Here is a 14,990-nt window from a genome sequence, read left to right as displayed (position 1 = left end):
CAGGCATGAACACTCGAATTCTCTGCCTGATTCTGTCGGCACTACCGTCACTGTGCTTGGCGCAGGCACCGTCTACCGTGCGCGTCGAGGGTGCGGTCGCCCATCCCGGTGACCAGGCCATCCAGCCGGAGCGGCGACTGGCCGATGCGGTTGTCCAGGCCCAGCCTGCCGCCGACGCCTATCTGCTCGGCAGCAGCTATCTTCGCCGCCAGGCGCTCGTTGAACAGGTCCGACTGCGTGCCGGAATCCTGCATGGCCTGACGCAGCTTCAGCTCAACGCGGATCCGGCCGTCGTCGAAACCGCGGCGGCCCTCCAGCAATGGGTGCAGGCGCACGCTGCAACCGGACGTGTACCGACGGTGATCTCGCCACGCCTGATGCAGGTGCAGCCGCAGAGCAATCCGGTGCTCATGGCCGACGACGTCCTCCGCATTCCCGCCCGACCTGATCACGTCACGGTCCTCGGCGCGGTCCGAACCAGCTGTACTGTCCACCACTCCCCGCAGCGCGATGCGCGGGACTATCTGCGTGACTGCCCACCCAACGCGGCCGCCGATCCCGACTCGCTCTATATCGTGCAACCCGATGGCCGGGTTCAGAAGCAGGGCATTGCGCTCTGGAACCGCGCAGATCCCCAGGCGGTCGCCCCTGGCGGTTCGATCTATGTTCCGCTGCGCGAATCGGTGCTGAAATCCATCGACCCGGCATTCAACAACGACGTTGCCACCTTCATCGCCACCCAGCCTGTCAGCCCGTAATGACCGACATTCCCCAGCGTGCACGCGTGCCGCGCCCAGCCCGCTTTGCGCTGACCGCGCTCGCCTTGTCACTGAGTGCCGCGTTGCAGGCCCAGGAAGCCCCTCCGCCGACCGCCAACGAATGGGGCGGCATCGGCCTCCTGCAGACACCGACGGCACGCATGGCGCCCGACGGCGACCTCAGCTTCACGGCCTCGCACAATTCCCCGTACAGCCGCTACAACCTCACGCTGCAACCGTTCCCCTGGCTTGAGAGCACGTTCCGCTACATCAACGTGTCCAACATCCGCTATGGTCCGAACATCGCGGGAGACCAGAACTACAAGGACAAATCGATCGACTTCAAGCTGCGGCTCTGGCAGGAGTCACGATGGCTGCCGGAGCTTGCCTTCGGTGTACGCGACCTCGGTGGTACCGGCTTCTTCTCCAGCGAATATCTGGTTGCCAGCAAGAATCTGGGGCCCATCGACGCCTCCATCGGCCTTGCGACCGGCTACATCGGCAACCGCGGCGATTTCGCCAATCCGCTGGGAGCGATCGACGATCGATTCAAGAATCGACGCCCCATCGCGGGCAGCAACATCAACGACGCCGGTCGCTTTGGTCTGGACAACATGTTCAAGGGGCCGGTCGGCGTCTTTGGCGGCATCACCTATCAGACGCCGCTGGATTCGCTGCTGGTCAAGGTCGAGTACGACGGTAACGACTACCGCCGTGAGCCGCGCGGGAACAATCTGGAACAGCGCACCCCCATCAACGTGGGGCTGGTCTACGTCCCCAACCGCAACGTGGAACTCACCGCCGCGTGGGAACGCGGTGACGCGGCGATGTTCTCGCTGACCTGGCGCGGCAATCCCGGCCATGCAGTGTCTGCGCCCAAGCCTTTCGATCCCCCGCCGCAACGGATCGTGCCTCGCGACCCGCAGGCAGCCGCGGTTGCGGCGACCGCAGCGCCCGACGCCGGCGCCACGACAGCAGAAGGCGGCCCGGACTGGGCTGCCATCAGCGCCGACCTCACCCGGAATGCAGGCTTCCGGGTCGAGCGCATCTCCCGTCGCGGCGATGAGCTCTACGTGGACGGCTACCAGAACCGATACCTCCACAACGCCAAGGGCCTGGGCCGCGCCGGCCGCATCCTGGCCAATGCGACGGGCGATGAGTACGAGTGGTTCACGCTGCGGACAACGCGACTGGGAATGCCCATCGTGGACACGTCCGTCTCCCGCAGTGCCCTCGTGGGCTATCTGGATGGTCGGGTCAGCGAAGACGTGCTACGTCGCAGCACCGAGGTGCAGTCTCCCGACGACGTCACTCGCCAGAGTTTGTATGAGCCCAGGACACGCCCCTATGGCGGCGGCTTCAACATCGGCTACCGACAGAATCTCGGTGGCCCGGATGGTTTCATCCTTTACCAGATTGCCGCCAATTATTCCGGAAGCCTGTTCGTACGCCCCAACATGTGGCTTACAGGAACCGTCAGCGCCAACCTGATCAACAATTACGACAAGTTCAAGTACAACGCCCCAAGTCGACTCCCGCGCGTGCGCACCGATCTGCGCAGGTACATGGTGGACTCGGACGTGGTGTTGCCAAATCTGCAGTTCAATGTGGCTGGGCGCCTGGGCCGCGATCTCTATGGCATCGCGTACGCGGGTTATCTGGAGTGGATGTATGCCGGCGTAGGCGGTGAACTGCTGTATCGTCCCGGCGGTGAGCGATGGGCCGTCAGCGCGAACCTGAATCGCGTGCAGCAACGCGACTTCGATCAGCGCTGGGATCTGCGCGACTACAAGGTCACGACCGGGCACGCCACCTTCTACTACAGTTTCGACGCCCGCGAGCGCATCGTCGGCTCGCTGTCCGTCGGCCAGTATCTGGCCGGGGACAGGGGCGCAACCCTGGACGTCGCCCGCGTCTTCGACAATGGCGTCACGATGGGTGCCTATGCAACGAAGACCAACGTTTCCGCACGCGATTTCGGCGAAGGCAGCTTCGACAAGGGAATCTACATAAGCGTCCCGCTGGACGGATTCCTGCCACGGTCGACACGCGGACGAGCCGCGTTCAACTGGAATCCCCTGATCCGCGACGGTGGCGCGATGCTCAGCCGCAAATATTCGCTGTACAACATCACCGGCGATCGCGACGAGCGATTTTTCTACGACAACATCCGCTCGATCGACGATTGACCTGCTGCACGTTCGCCCGGTGAAGACCTACAGGTACCGCACCCAACTTTCGATGCCTTCGGCCATCAATCTGTAGACATGCTCGAAAGCAGGACGCTGCTGGCGATAAGGATCGGGGATTTCCCGGTCCTGCTGCCACTTGCCCAGCAGGAAGGTCTTGCCCGACGCCTGCGGCGCGATCTCGGTGATGCGGTGAATGTGCTTACGCTCCATGGCCAGCACCAGATCGGCCGCCCCAAGGATCGCATCATCGATCTGGCGTGCGCGGTGAGCCAGCCCATCCATGCCCTGCTCCACCAGCAGCGCCTGGGCAGTGGCGTCGATACCATGCCCGACGAGTGCTCCCAGACCTGCGGAAGACACCTGGATGCCTCTGCCCTGAACCGCCCGTCGAAGCATCACTTCAGCCGAGGGACTGCGGCAGATATTGCCGACGCAAACAAAAAGTACGTTATTGAACACTGACCTGGATCCTGTGGCATTCCATGCAGGCCCCGCCGCGAAACGGGCGGAGCGCTGACAGCTGCACAGATTACCTTACAGCGCCGCTGCTGGCGAGAAAATAGCCATGCAACTCATGGAATTACGTCGCAGTTCGCAGTTCTGCAGGCTCAATAAGCCGACTTCTGCCCGAGAACCTTCAGCGCCGTCAAGGCAATGATCCGAACATCGAGGGTCGGGCTCCAGCGACGGATGTAGTCGATGTCGTACTGCACGCGCTTCTTCATCGACCGAAGTTCCGGCGTCTCGCCCCGCAGCCCGTGCACCTGCGCCCAGCCGGTGATGCCCGGCTTGACGTAATGCCGGTGCATGTAGCGTTCGATCACCCGTTCATAGTGATTGTTGTGCTGGATCGCATGCGGACGCGGGCCCACCACCGACATGCTGCCGCCCAGCACGTTGAAGAACTGGGGCAGCTCGTCCAGGCTGCTGCGCCGCAGGAGGGCACCGAACCGGGTCACCCGCGGGTCGCCCCGGGTCGCCTGCGTGATCTGCCCCGTCCCTTCCTCATGCACGCGCATGGAGCGGAACTTCAGCATCCAGAACTCCTTCCCGCCCAGGCCGTGGCGGCGCTGGCGGAACAGGATCGGGCCAGGTGAACTGAGCTTCACGCCGATCGCCAGCACCACGAACAGCGGCGCCAGCAGGATGACCGCCACGCCGGCCACGAGGATGTCCTCGATGCGCTTGAACAGGCGGAAATTGTGGTCCACCAGGCCCTGGCGCACGCCGATCATCGGCACATCGCCCACCTGGTGCACGCCCGGGTTCAGTGCTCCCAGGCCCGTGGTATCGGGAATCAGGCGGATCGGCACCGGGAACCGCTCGATCTGCTTGAGCATGTCACGGATGGGCGCGGTATCTCCCAGCGGCAGGGACACCCAGACCTGGTCGAACTCCCCCCGGTGCGCATCCAGGTAGCGCGGCACATCATCCAGTGCGCCCAGGCGCTGCGGGGCATCGCCGCCACGCCGGGTGGCAATGTCGCCCTTGCTGGTGAAGTAGCCGATCACTTCCTTGCCCATCTCCGGCTTGCCGCGCAGCAGGCGATGCAGCCTGAGCGCCGGCGCCCGGAGGCCGACCAGCAGGATCCGCTCGTGATCCAGTCCCCGCGAACGCAACCGATGCAGCTGGACACGCAGCAGTACGCGCAGGCCGACCATCGAGGCCAGACCGCCGATGTACCAGCCCACCAGCCAGCGCGACGGAACGGCATCGGCCAGCCCCACCAGCACGGCATACAGGGAGAACAGGGCGAAGCTTCCGGACCAGGCCAGCAGCAGCAGCCAGAGGTCGGCCAGCAGGCCACGCAGGCGCCAGTTGCGGTAGACCGGTGCGATGGAGAAGCAGACGATGGCGCTGAGAATCACCGCACCGAAGACGATGCGCTGGGACTGATTGGGCGCCGCCGTCCCGTAGCACACGACGTGGGCCAAGGCAGCCATGCCGGGCAGGAGCAACAGGTCTCCGAGGCGAAGCCCCAGTTCCAGGGCCGCCCGGGCTTCGACCCGGCGGCGGCCGGCGTCGGCACGCTCTGCGGGGAGGTCATCTACCGATCCATGTAGCACTGCACTTCTCCAAGCTGTTTTCCGATCCAGCACTACAATGTGATGGCTGTCGCATACCAAGCCTCCCCAAGCCGGTGCGAACAGACGGAATTGCGTCAATAAGTCGAACGTGATTGTGAATGATGTGAAAGGCAATTGGTAGGAAGCGGCAGCCCGTCGTGCGCCCATTCACCCGCCCGCCCCCCCCTAAGTCATTAGAACTATTCCTATTTTTTAATATTTCAAAATGCGTCAAAATGATTCTCACTGCGTCCGACAGCGTCCAGAAATTGACGTTTGATGCACGGAATCATCCCATCACGCCCCGAAGGATCAACCCGATTGGCGCCGCCGGGACGTCCCGTCCCAGCACGTCCGCCAGGCCTGGCACCCTGCACTGCACCAAGGCCGCTCATCGCCCTCTGCTACCATCGGCGGTTCTGTTCATCGCCCCCCACCCGCCCGCGATGACGCCAAACAACGTAACGAAACACAGGAGTCTGCATGTCTTCCGAGCTGCTCAAGTCCCTTGGCCTGGACGCGATCAACGCTGGCACGTACCTGGGCAACGGGGAGTGGTCGAGCGCTGCCAGCGGTGAGCTGATCACCCCGGTCAACCCGACCACGGGCGAGCCGATCGCACAGGTGCGTGCGACCACCGAGACTGAATACGAAACGGTGATCGCCCGCGCCCAGGAAGCGTTCAAGCAGTGGCGCACCACCCCTGCCCCGCGCCGTGGCGAAGCCGTGCGCCTGTGCGGCGAGGCGCTGCGCAGGCACAAGGACGCGCTGGGCTCGCTGGTTGCCCTGGAGATGGGCAAGAGCAAGCCGGAAGGCGATGGCGAGGTGCAGGAGATGATCGACATCGCCGACTTCGCCGTCGGCCAGAGCCGCATGCTGTATGGCTACACGATGCACTCGGAGCGCCCCGGCCACCGCATGTACGAGCAGTACCACCCGCTGGGCCTGGTCGGCATCATTTCGGCCTTCAACTTCCCGGTCGCGGTGTGGAGCTGGAATGCATTCCTGGCGGCGATCTGCGGCGACGTGTGCATCTGGAAGCCGTCCAACAAGACGCCGCTGACCGCCATCGCCTCGATGAAGATCTGCAACGACGCGCTGCGCGAAGCCGGCTTCCCGGACATCTTCTACCTGGTCAACGATGCCGGCACCGCACTGTCGGAAAAGCTGGTTGATGATCGTCGCGTGCCGCTGATCAGCTTCACCGGCTCCACCCAGGTCGGCCGCACCGTCAATGAAAAGGTGGCGCGCCGCCTGGGCCGCTGCCTGCTGGAACTGGGTGGCAACAATGCCATCATCCTCGACGAAACCGCCGACCTGAAGCTGGCTGTGCCGGGGATCGTGTTCGGCGCCGTCGGTACGGCCGGCCAGCGCTGCACCACCACCCGCCGCCTGATCGTGCACCGCTCGATCTACGCCGACGTGCTGGCCACGCTGGTCAAGGCGTACAAGCAGGTGGAAGGCAAGATCGGCGACCCGACCGATGCCGCCAACCTGATGGGTCCGCTGAACAGCGAAGGTGCCGTGCAGCAGTTCCTCGACGCCATTGCCCAGGCCAAGGCCGCCGGCGGCACCATCGAGACCGGCGGCACCCGCATCGACCGCGCCGGCAACTTCGTGCTGCCGGCCATTGTCAGCGGCCTGAAGAACAGTGATGCCGTGGTCCAGCACGAGACCTTCGCGCCAATCCTGTACGTGATGCCCTACGACAGCATCGACGAAGCCATCGACATGCAGAACGGGGTGCCGCAGGGCCTGTCCTCGTCGATCTTCACCCAGAATCTGAAGACCGCCGAACGCTTCCTGTCGGCCGCGGGCTCGGATTGCGGCATCGCCAACATCAACATCGGTACCTCCGGTGCGGAGATCGGTGGCGCGTTCGGTGGCGAGAAGGACACCGGTGGTGGCCGCGAGTCGGGCTCGGACGCATGGAAGGTCTACATGCGCCGGCAGACCAACACCATCAACTACTCCGATTCGCTGCCGCTGGCCCAGGGCATCAAGTTCGACCTGTGATGCATCCCGGCACGGACGGCGCCGAGGGTGGGGCCCCGGCGGGGGCTCCAATCCTCGACTTCAGCGGCCGCCGGGTGCTGGTTGCCGGTGGCAGCAAGGGCATCGGCCGTGAGATGGCCCTGGCCTTCGCTGCGGCCGGCGCCCATGTCTCGGTCTGCGCACGAGGACAGGCGGGGCTCGACGCCCTGCTGGCCGACGCAGCGGCCCAGGGGGCATCACTGCACGCCTTTGCCGCCGACCTGGCCGACCCCGGCCAGATCGACGCCTGGCTGTATGCGGCCGCAGCGTCCCTGGGCGGCATCGACGTGCTGGTCAACAATGCCACCAGTTACGGCATGGCCGACGATGAAGACGGCTGGGCCGCCAGCCTGCAGGTCGACCTGATGGCCGCGGTGCGGGCCTCGCGGCTCGCCCTGCCCTGGCTGCGCGAATCGAGCGACGCCTGCATCCTCAATCTCTCCTCGATCGCCGCGCAGCAACCCCGGCCGGGGGGCGCTCCCTATGCGGCTGCCAAGGCCGCTCTTTCGCACTACACCACGTCGCAGGCGCTGGCACTGGCGCCGGACCGGATCCGGGTCAACGCGATCGCCCCGGGCTCCATCGAGTTTGCCGACGGTCTGTGGGACCGGCGCAAAACCAGCGACCCGGCGCTGTATCACGGCACCCTGGCAAGAATTCCGTTCGGCCGCTTCGGCCAGCCACGCGAGATTGCCGATGCCGCGCTGTTCCTGTGCTCGCCGCTGGCGCGCTGGATCACCGGTCACGTGCTGAACGTCGATGGTGGCCAGGTACTGATGGGCTGAACCGCTCGGGCCGGGCACTGCCCATGGGATTGCCCGGACGGAGGCACTATCATGTGCGTACTGCAAGGAGGACCCGATGAGCGTGGCACCCCGACAGACAAGCGCCCTGGCCGTGGTCAGCCTGGTCATGGGCATTGCCGCCTGGACTGTCCTGCCCTTCGTGGCCAGCATCGTCGCCATCGTCACCGGCCACATGGCCCGCGCCGAGATCCGCCGCCGCCCGCATGAACTCGAAGGCGATGGCCTGGCCGTCACCGGGCTGGTGCTGGGCTGGGTGATGGTGGCAGCCGCCCTGGCGGCAGTCCTGGCCTTCATCCTCTTCTTCGGTGGCCTGGCCTGGCTCGCCGCACTGTCGAACTGACCGCCATGACCTCCTCCGACAGCACCGAACGCTTCAGCAGCCGCGTCGCCGATTATGTCCGTTATCGGCCTGACTACCCGCCGGCGTTGATGGAATGGCTGCATGGACCGATGGGCGTCGACCACGATGCACGGGTGGCCGACATCGGCGCCGGTACCGGCATCTCCAGCCGTCTGTTCCTCGACACCGGCCATCCTGTGGTCGCGGTCGAACCCAACGCCGCCATGCGCGCCGCCGCCGAAGGCTGGCTGGCTGCATATCCGTTGTTCCAGGCCGTCGATGGGCGTGCCGAGGCCACCGGCCTGGCAGAGCACAGCGTCGATCTGGTCAGTGCCGCGCAGGCCTTCCACTGGTTCGACACCGACGCCGTCCGTGTTGAATGGCAGCGCATCCTCCGCCCCGGCGGACTGGCGCTGATCTACTGGAACTCACGCCTGCTCGATGCCAGCCCGTTCCTGGTCGGCTATGAGCAGCTGCTGCTCGATTACGGCACGGACTATTCCGCCGTGGCCGAACGCTACCAGGATGACGCCACGATGCAGGCATGGTTTGGTGCCGGGTTGCGCGGCCAGGTGGAACTGCCGAACGTGCAGCATCTGGATCTGGACGCCCTGCGCGGCCGCCTGCTGTCGTCCTCCTATGCGCCACAGCCCGGGCATCCGCGCCATGCGCCGATGCTGGCGGCACTGCAGGATCTGTTCGCGGCCCACGCGGTCAACGGCCAGGTCGCCTTTGAATATCGAACCCGAGCCTTCCTCGGCACGCTGGACTGAACCGACGCATGTATTCGCTTGCCCGCCCCTTCCTGTTCTCGCTCGACGCCGAGCGCGCCCACGGCCTCGGCCTGTCCGCATTGGACGTGGCCTACCGCACCGGCACCACGCCGCTGCTGGCCGCACGCATCGCGCCGCTGCCGAGCACCGTGTTCGGGCTGACATTCCCCAATCCGGTCGGCCTGGCGGCCGGCCTGGACAAGAATGGCGAGCACATCGATGCGCTGTTCGCGCTGGGTTTCGGCTTCGTCGAGATCGGCACGATCACGCCGCGGCCACAGGCGGGCAACCCGACGCCGCGGCTGTTCCGGCTGCCGGCGCACAACGCCATCATCAATCGCATGGGCTTCAACAACGCCGGCGTGGATGCACTGGTGCGCAATGTCGAGCGCGCGCGCAACCGTCGCGGCCTGCTCGGCATCAACATCGGCAAGAACAAGGACACCCCCAACGAGCAGGCCGTCGACGACTATGTGGCCTGCCTCGACAAGGTGTACCCGCTGGCTGACTACATCACCGTCAACATCTCCTCGCCCAACACCGCCGGCCTGCGCGAGCTGCAGGAGGAAACCGCACTGCGCCAGCTGGTCAGCCAGCTGCGTGACCGCCAGGAAGACCTGGCCGCGCGGCACGGCCGGCGCGTACCGATGCTGGTGAAGGTGGCGCCTGACCTCAGCGAGCGCGACATCGACGCTGCTGCGCGCGTGCTCGGCGAGCTGCAGGTGGACGGCGTGATCGCGACCAACACCACGATCGACCACAGCAAGGTGGCCGGCGATCCGCTGGCGAACGAAGCCGGCGGTCTGTCCGGTGCCCCGGTCCTGGAACAGTCCACCCTGGTCCTGCGGCGGCTGCGCTCGCGCCTGCCCGAGTCGGTGCCGCTGGTCGGTGTCGGCGGCATCCTGTCCGGCGCCGACGCAGTGGCCAAGATGGCGGCGGGCGCCTCGCTGGTGCAGTGCTACAGCGGCCTGATCTTCCGCGGGCCGGCGCTGGTATCGGAATGCGTGGAGGCGATCCGCCGCCGCCGCGAAGCGCCCAGCCGTGGCGCGGTGGCGCCGCTGTGAGCGCCCCCATGGATGGACTCGACACCGCCGCGCCGCTGCGCTGGACACTGACCCGGAACGCGCCGCTGCAGGCGCTGAACACCTTCCACGTGCGTGCCAATGCCGCGCAGCTGCTGGAGCTGCATGACGCATCGCTGCTGCCGGAAGTGCTGGCGCTACCGGAGGTTTCCGGCGGACCGCTGCTGGTACTGGGCAGCGGCAGCAATGTGCTGATCGCCGACGATCTGCCTGGCACCGTGCTGGTGTTCGGCAACCGCGACATCAGTTTCCTGGAGCATCGCGCCGATCATGCGGTGATCCGCGCCGGTGCCGGCGTGCCCTGGCACGGCCTGGTGATGTGGTCGCTGCAGGAAGGCCTGTCCGGGTTGGAGAACCTGGCCCTGATTCCAGGCACGGCCGGTGCAGCGCCGATCCAGAACATCGGCGCCTATGGCGCACAGGTCGGCGAGTTCATCCAGGCAGTGGAAGCCTGGGACTGCCGCGAGCAGGCCTGGGTGCGGCTGGACAACGAACAGTGTGGCTTCGCCTACCGCGACAGCGTGTTCAAGCAGCAGGCAGACCGCTACCTGATCACCGCCATCGAGCTGAAGCTGCCCTTGCTGCACGACCTGCGCATGGACTATGCCGGCATCCGCGAAGAACTGCAGGCGCAGGGCGTGGAGCTGCCCAGTGCCGTGGACGTGGCCAACGCAGTCATCGCGATCCGCCGCCGCAAGCTGCCCGATCCGGAGGTGCTGGGCAATGCCGGCAGTTTCTTCAAGAATCCGGTCCTGCCCCTGGAGCAGGTCGACGTGCTGCTGCAGCATTTCCCGGACCTGCCGGTGTTCCCGGCCGATTGTGAGGACCGGCGCAAGGTCTCCGCAGCGTGGATGATCGAGGCCTGCGGCTGGAAGGGCTTCCGTGAGGGCGATGCAGGCGTTGCTGCCAGCCATGCGCTGGTCCTGGTCAACCATGGCAACGCCACCGGGGCCGAGCTGCTTGCGCTGGCGCGGCGCATTTCCGCGTCGGTGCTGGAGAAATTCGGCGTGCCAATCGAACCGGAGCCCCGCCTGCTCGGCGCACAGTGGTGAACACCCCCGCCCTTTCCACCGGCGCCACCCCGATGCGGGCGGCGCTGCTGATGCTCGGCAGCACCCTGGCGTTCGGCATGATGGCGGTGGCGATCCGTTACGCCACCCGTTACGTACCGACCCAGGAGGTCGCCTTCTTCCGCAACGCGTTCGGCCTGCTGGCACTGCTGCCGATGCTGCTGCGGCCGGGCCATGCGCCGCTGAAGACCCAGCAGCTGCCACGCTATTTCGTGCGTAGCGCGATCGGCCTGGGTTCGATGCTGTGTGCGTTCTGGGCGTTGGGCCATCTGCCACTGGCGCAGGCGGTATCGCTCTCGTACTCCACACCATTGTTCGTCACCATCGCCGCCGTGCTGTGGTTGGGCGAAACCGTGCGTGTGCGCCGCTGGGCCGCAGTGGTGGTCGGTTTCATCGGTGTGCTGGTGATCGTGCGGCCGGGCACCACCGGCTTCACCGCTGGCAGCCTGGTCGCCGTCGCCGCTGCGGTGCTGAGTTCACTGGTGGCCATCCAGATCAAGCAGCTCACCCGCGTGGACAGCGCCGATACCGTAGTGCTCTATACCTACGTCTTCTGGGTGCCGCTTTCGCTGGTTCCGGCAGTGTTTGTCTGGGTCTGGCCCAGTGGCGTGGCCTGGCTGTGGCTGCTGGTCACCGGCGTGATGGGCACGGTCGGCCAGCTGCTGTGGACGCGCGCGCTGCGCCTGGGAGAAGTGTCGGCGCTGACGCCGATCAGCTTCCTGCAGCTGCCGCTGGTGACCCTGTGCGGGTGGCTGCTGTTCAACGAGACCGTGGACCGCTGGACCATCGTCGGTGCGGGCATCATTCTGGCCGCCAACGCTTACATCGCCCACCGCGAGGCCGTGCTGTCGCGGCGGGCGGCGACGGCGGCGGCGTCAGCGGCGGCCAAGCCCGCCGAATGATCCACCGTCAACGCTGCAGCGGCGACGCGTCCAGCGCGCGATACGCGCGTTCGGCTGCGTCGAACACATTGCCCGGCGCGAACTGTTCGCCCAGGTAGTGCAGCGACTGACGGCGCAGCTGCGGCGAGCGCTCCAGCGCGTCGCCCCCCAGCAGCACCTGTTCGAACTCGATCAGGTCCTGCAGGATCCGCCAATGCCGGTACCAGGCGATCCAGCGTGGGTCCCCCAGGTCCGGGCCATACCCTTCCACGAAACCGAGCGGACGTTCGCGCCCCCAGCGTCCACCCACCGCCGCGCCGGGGAACATCAGATCCCGCTCGCGCGGCGCCAGGGACAGGCCATCCCAATCAATCAGGTGAAGGTTGCCCTCGTTACCCATCAGCAGGTTTCCCGCATGCAGGTCGGTATGGCACAACCGCAGCGGCGGCCGTTCGTCGCGCAGTTCATCGTGCAGTTCCGACGCGCGGCGGTGGACCTCGGCAATGCGTTCGCGGCGCAGCTCCCAGACGGCCAGGAACGCGCTGCCCAACCGATCCTGCGCGACCGGCAAGGCATCGCCCGGCTGCAGCCAGCGCCCAACGGTGGTCAACGCATCCGCTTCAAGGCGCAGGGTCGGCAGCGCGCGTTGCAGCGATTCGGGCACCTCAGCGTCATGCAGCCGGCGCAGCACGTTGCCCAGGCGCAGCCACTGCGCATGGCTGAGCGGCGCCTCGAAACCGGACTGGCCCTCGATGTAGGGAAACAGCGTGAACTGCAGGCCCCAGCGCTGGACCGACGCGCCGCCGGTCAATGCCGGCCAGGGCGCCACGATCTCCTCGATGCCCAGGGTGCCCCGCAGCCAATGCAGCGTGTCCCAGACCGCCGGTTGCACCTGGTAGGTGCGGCATTTCAACCACCACTGACCGCGTCGCGCGTCGATGCGGTAAACGCTGGCATTGGCGTCTGCGCCAACCGGGCGAGGCACCACGGCGGCGGTGGTGATGCCATAGGACTGTTGCAGGACTTCGCCGATATGGCGCGCCGAAGCGGATGACATGGAAGCAATCGTGCATTGATACCCGACGTCACTATCGCAGATGGCGCATCGACGGCACAGACATGTCCGTCACAGCACTGTGCTTGCGGGCCGGGCGAGCCATGCCGACGCGGTTGCCATGGCGTCAGCGCGCGTAGTGGCCCAGGAACATGGCGACCGCCGATGCCGCCACCCGCGCGCGCTCGTCGGCCCCCAGCGGCGCCTGCCCCATCGTTACCTGCGGCCAGAAGGCGAAACTCTTCACCAGTCCATGCAGCTGATGGGCGGCGAATTCGGGATCGACCGCACGCAGCCGGCCATCGGCGATCGCTGCACGGATCCAGGCGCTTTCCCCACTCTCCTTCTCGCCCATGCGACAGACGATTGCCTGCGCACGTTCGGGTGAATGGATGATCTCCGCCATGGCAACGCGGGCCAGGTCGATGAAATTGGCATCACCCAGCAGTTCCAGCTTCTGCTCCAGCAACGCGAGCAGCTGCGGCTCCAGTGGCTGCTCCGCACGGTAGGGCAGCTCGACGCCGGCCATGCTGCGTTCCCAGAGTTCCTCCAGAATCAGCGAGAACAATTCTTCCTTGCTGGGGAAGTGGTTGTAGACCGTGCGTTTGGATACACCGGCCGCTGCCGCGATCCGGTCCATGCTGGTGGCTTCATAGCCGGCCGTGCGGAATTCCTCCACCGCCGCGCGCACGATGGCCTCGCGTTTGCGGTCGGTCAGGCGCTGCGGCGGACGGGACATGGCGACACCAGATAACTGAACGGATACCCCCATTTTACACCGATGAGTATACTTTTCCGCAGCAGGAAACTACACTGTGCAGTGTACCCTGCGGACGTCACCCATGAAGCGCCTGCTCCTTGTCCTCCTGCTTGGAATCCTCGCCGTGACCGCCTACACCTTCTGCAAGTCCTGGTCCCTCCCCGACTTCCCCGACTCCCCGCAGTACCGCGAGGGCAAGTTCCACAACGTACTGCCGCGGCCGGCGATGGGCCTGCGCAACGGGCTGGAGATCTGGTGGACGTTCCTGTTCAACAAGCCGAAGGGGACCGTACCCGCGGGCGCCATTCCGGTGCAGGCGCTGGATCGTGCCGCGCTGGAAGCCGCGCCGGATCGCAGCCTGTTCCGGCTGGGGCATTCGACGATCCTGCTGAAGCTGCGCGGCCAGTATTGGCTGACCGACCCGGTCTTCTCCGAACGGGCGTCACCGGTGCAGTGGATGGGCCCTGCGCGCTTCCACGCCCCGCCGATCAGCATCGAACAGCTGCCGCCGATCGCCGGCGTGATCCTCTCGCACAACCATTACGACCACCTGGATCACGCTGCGGTGATGCAGCTGGCGGGCAAGACCACGCGCTTCATCGCGCCGCTGGGTGTGGGTGATCAGTTGATCGCCTGGGGCGTGGACGCGGACAAGGTCGAACAGCTGGACTGGTGGCAATCGACCGAAGCCGATGGCCTGCGCCTGACCGCCACACCCGGCCAGCACTTCTCCGGCCGCGGCCTGGGCGACAGCGACCGCAGCCTGTGGGCCTCGTGGGTCATCCAGGACGGCGACTTCCGCATCTTCTTCAGTGGTGACACCGGCTACTTCGATGGCTTCAAGGCCATCGGCGAGAAGTACGGCCCGTTCGATCTGACCATGATCGAAACCGGCGCATACGATCCGCGCTGGGCATTCGTGCACATGCAGCCGGAGCAGACGCTGCAGGCCCACCTGGACCTGCGCGGCAAGTGGCTGCTGCCGATCCACAACGGCACCTTCGACCTGGCCCTGCACGACTGGCAACAGCCCTTCGAGCGCATCACCGCGCTGGCAGCCGCGCACGATGTGCCGATCGCCACGCCGATGATGGGCGAGGCGCTGGACATGCAGGCGCCGCAGGCAGGCACGCGCTGGTGGGAACAGGTGGCGCTGCGCTGAGCTTGCCTGGCA

At 66.1% G+C, this 14,990-nt stretch carries 14 protein-coding genes; 10 read left to right on the top strand and 4 right to left on the bottom strand.

Annotated features, from left to right (window positions below; genetic code table 11):
* Positions 1-5: 5 nt before the first annotated feature.
* Both N7367_RS07865 and N7367_RS07860 read left to right on the top strand, forming a co-directional pair.
* On the top strand, positions 6-758 hold the full coding sequence (locus N7367_RS07865) for a capsule biosynthesis GfcC family protein (RefSeq protein ID WP_279942122.1): 753 nt from the start codon (positions 6-8) through the stop codon (positions 756-758).
* Complete coding sequence (locus N7367_RS07860; RefSeq protein ID WP_279942121.1) at positions 758-2,947, top strand: YjbH domain-containing protein; 2,190 nt, start codon at positions 758-760, stop codon at positions 2,945-2,947. The genes N7367_RS07865 and N7367_RS07860 overlap by 1 nt, the downstream gene beginning before the upstream one ends.
* A 27-nt stretch (positions 2,948-2,974) precedes the next feature.
* Here N7367_RS07860 and N7367_RS07855 read toward each other — a convergent pair whose 3' ends face one another.
* Both N7367_RS07855 and N7367_RS07850 read right to left on the bottom strand, forming a co-directional pair.
* Positions 2,975-3,409, bottom strand: coding sequence for a low molecular weight protein-tyrosine-phosphatase (locus N7367_RS07855; RefSeq protein WP_053516763.1), 435 nt, complete (start codon positions 3,407-3,409; stop codon positions 2,975-2,977).
* A gap of 149 nt (positions 3,410-3,558) precedes the next feature.
* On the bottom strand, positions 3,559-5,016 hold the full coding sequence (locus N7367_RS07850) for an undecaprenyl-phosphate glucose phosphotransferase (protein ID WP_279942120.1): 1,458 nt from the start codon (positions 5,014-5,016) through the stop codon (positions 3,559-3,561).
* A gap of 483 nt (positions 5,017-5,499) precedes the next feature.
* Between N7367_RS07850 and N7367_RS07845 the strand changes: the two genes are divergently transcribed.
* The 7 genes from N7367_RS07845 (at position 5,500) to N7367_RS07815 (ending at position 12,023) form a co-directional block, all read left to right on the top strand.
* Entirely contained in the window at positions 5,500-7,032 is a 1,533-nt protein-coding gene (locus N7367_RS07845; RefSeq protein WP_065175566.1) for an aldehyde dehydrogenase family protein, read from the top strand.
* Positions 7,032-7,835, top strand: a complete 804-nt coding sequence (locus tag N7367_RS07840) for an SDR family oxidoreductase (protein ID WP_279942119.1) — start codon at positions 7,032-7,034, stop codon at positions 7,833-7,835. The genes N7367_RS07845 and N7367_RS07840 overlap by 1 nt, the downstream gene beginning before the upstream one ends.
* Before the next feature lie 76 nt (positions 7,836-7,911).
* Positions 7,912-8,196 (top strand): DUF4190 domain-containing protein, encoded by a 285-nt coding sequence (locus tag N7367_RS07835; RefSeq protein ID WP_053517549.1) that lies wholly within the window; start codon positions 7,912-7,914, stop codon positions 8,194-8,196.
* A 5-nt stretch (positions 8,197-8,201) separates the two neighbouring features.
* The gene (locus tag N7367_RS07830; protein ID WP_053517550.1) at positions 8,202-8,969 is read left to right on the top strand and encodes a class I SAM-dependent methyltransferase; all 768 of its coding nucleotides are present in this window, start codon (positions 8,202-8,204) and stop codon (positions 8,967-8,969) included.
* A gap of 8 nt (positions 8,970-8,977) precedes the next feature.
* Positions 8,978-10,033 (top strand): quinone-dependent dihydroorotate dehydrogenase, encoded by a 1,056-nt coding sequence (locus tag N7367_RS07825; RefSeq protein ID WP_065181373.1) that lies wholly within the window; start codon positions 8,978-8,980, stop codon positions 10,031-10,033.
* Positions 10,034-10,041: 8 nt separating this feature from the next.
* The gene (gene murB / locus N7367_RS07820; protein WP_279942118.1) at positions 10,042-11,103 is read left to right on the top strand and encodes a UDP-N-acetylmuramate dehydrogenase; all 1,062 of its coding nucleotides are present in this window, start codon (positions 10,042-10,044) and stop codon (positions 11,101-11,103) included.
* Between the two features lie 32 nt (positions 11,104-11,135).
* Positions 11,136-12,023, top strand: coding sequence for a DMT family transporter (locus tag N7367_RS07815; protein ID WP_065175629.1), 888 nt, complete (start codon positions 11,136-11,138; stop codon positions 12,021-12,023).
* A gap of 7 nt (positions 12,024-12,030) precedes the next feature.
* Here the strand turns inward: N7367_RS07815 and N7367_RS07810 are convergent, their stop codons facing one another.
* Both N7367_RS07810 and N7367_RS07805 read right to left on the bottom strand, forming a co-directional pair.
* Positions 12,031-13,059 carry an aminoglycoside phosphotransferase family protein gene (locus N7367_RS07810; RefSeq protein ID WP_053517554.1) on the bottom strand — a complete coding sequence of 343 codons (1,029 nt, stop codon included), beginning with the start codon at positions 13,057-13,059 and terminating at the stop codon, positions 12,031-12,033.
* A 124-nt stretch (positions 13,060-13,183) separates the two neighbouring features.
* Positions 13,184-13,795, bottom strand: a complete 612-nt coding sequence (locus N7367_RS07805; RefSeq protein ID WP_065175563.1) for a TetR/AcrR family transcriptional regulator — start codon at positions 13,793-13,795, stop codon at positions 13,184-13,186.
* 103 nt (positions 13,796-13,898) lie between these two features.
* On the opposite strand from N7367_RS07805, the gene N7367_RS07800 reads away from it, so the two are divergent.
* A complete protein-coding gene (locus N7367_RS07800; RefSeq protein ID WP_065181371.1) occupies positions 13,899-14,978 on the top strand; it encodes an MBL fold metallo-hydrolase in 1,080 nt (359 codons plus the stop codon).
* Positions 14,979-14,990: the final 12 nt, after the last annotated feature.

The organism is Stenotrophomonas sp. GD04145, assembly GCF_029835135.1.
In the GTDB taxonomy this organism is placed as follows: domain Bacteria; phylum Pseudomonadota; class Gammaproteobacteria; order Xanthomonadales; family Xanthomonadaceae; genus Stenotrophomonas; species Stenotrophomonas maltophilia_P.
This window is presented reverse-complemented; position numbering and strand designations above follow the sequence as displayed.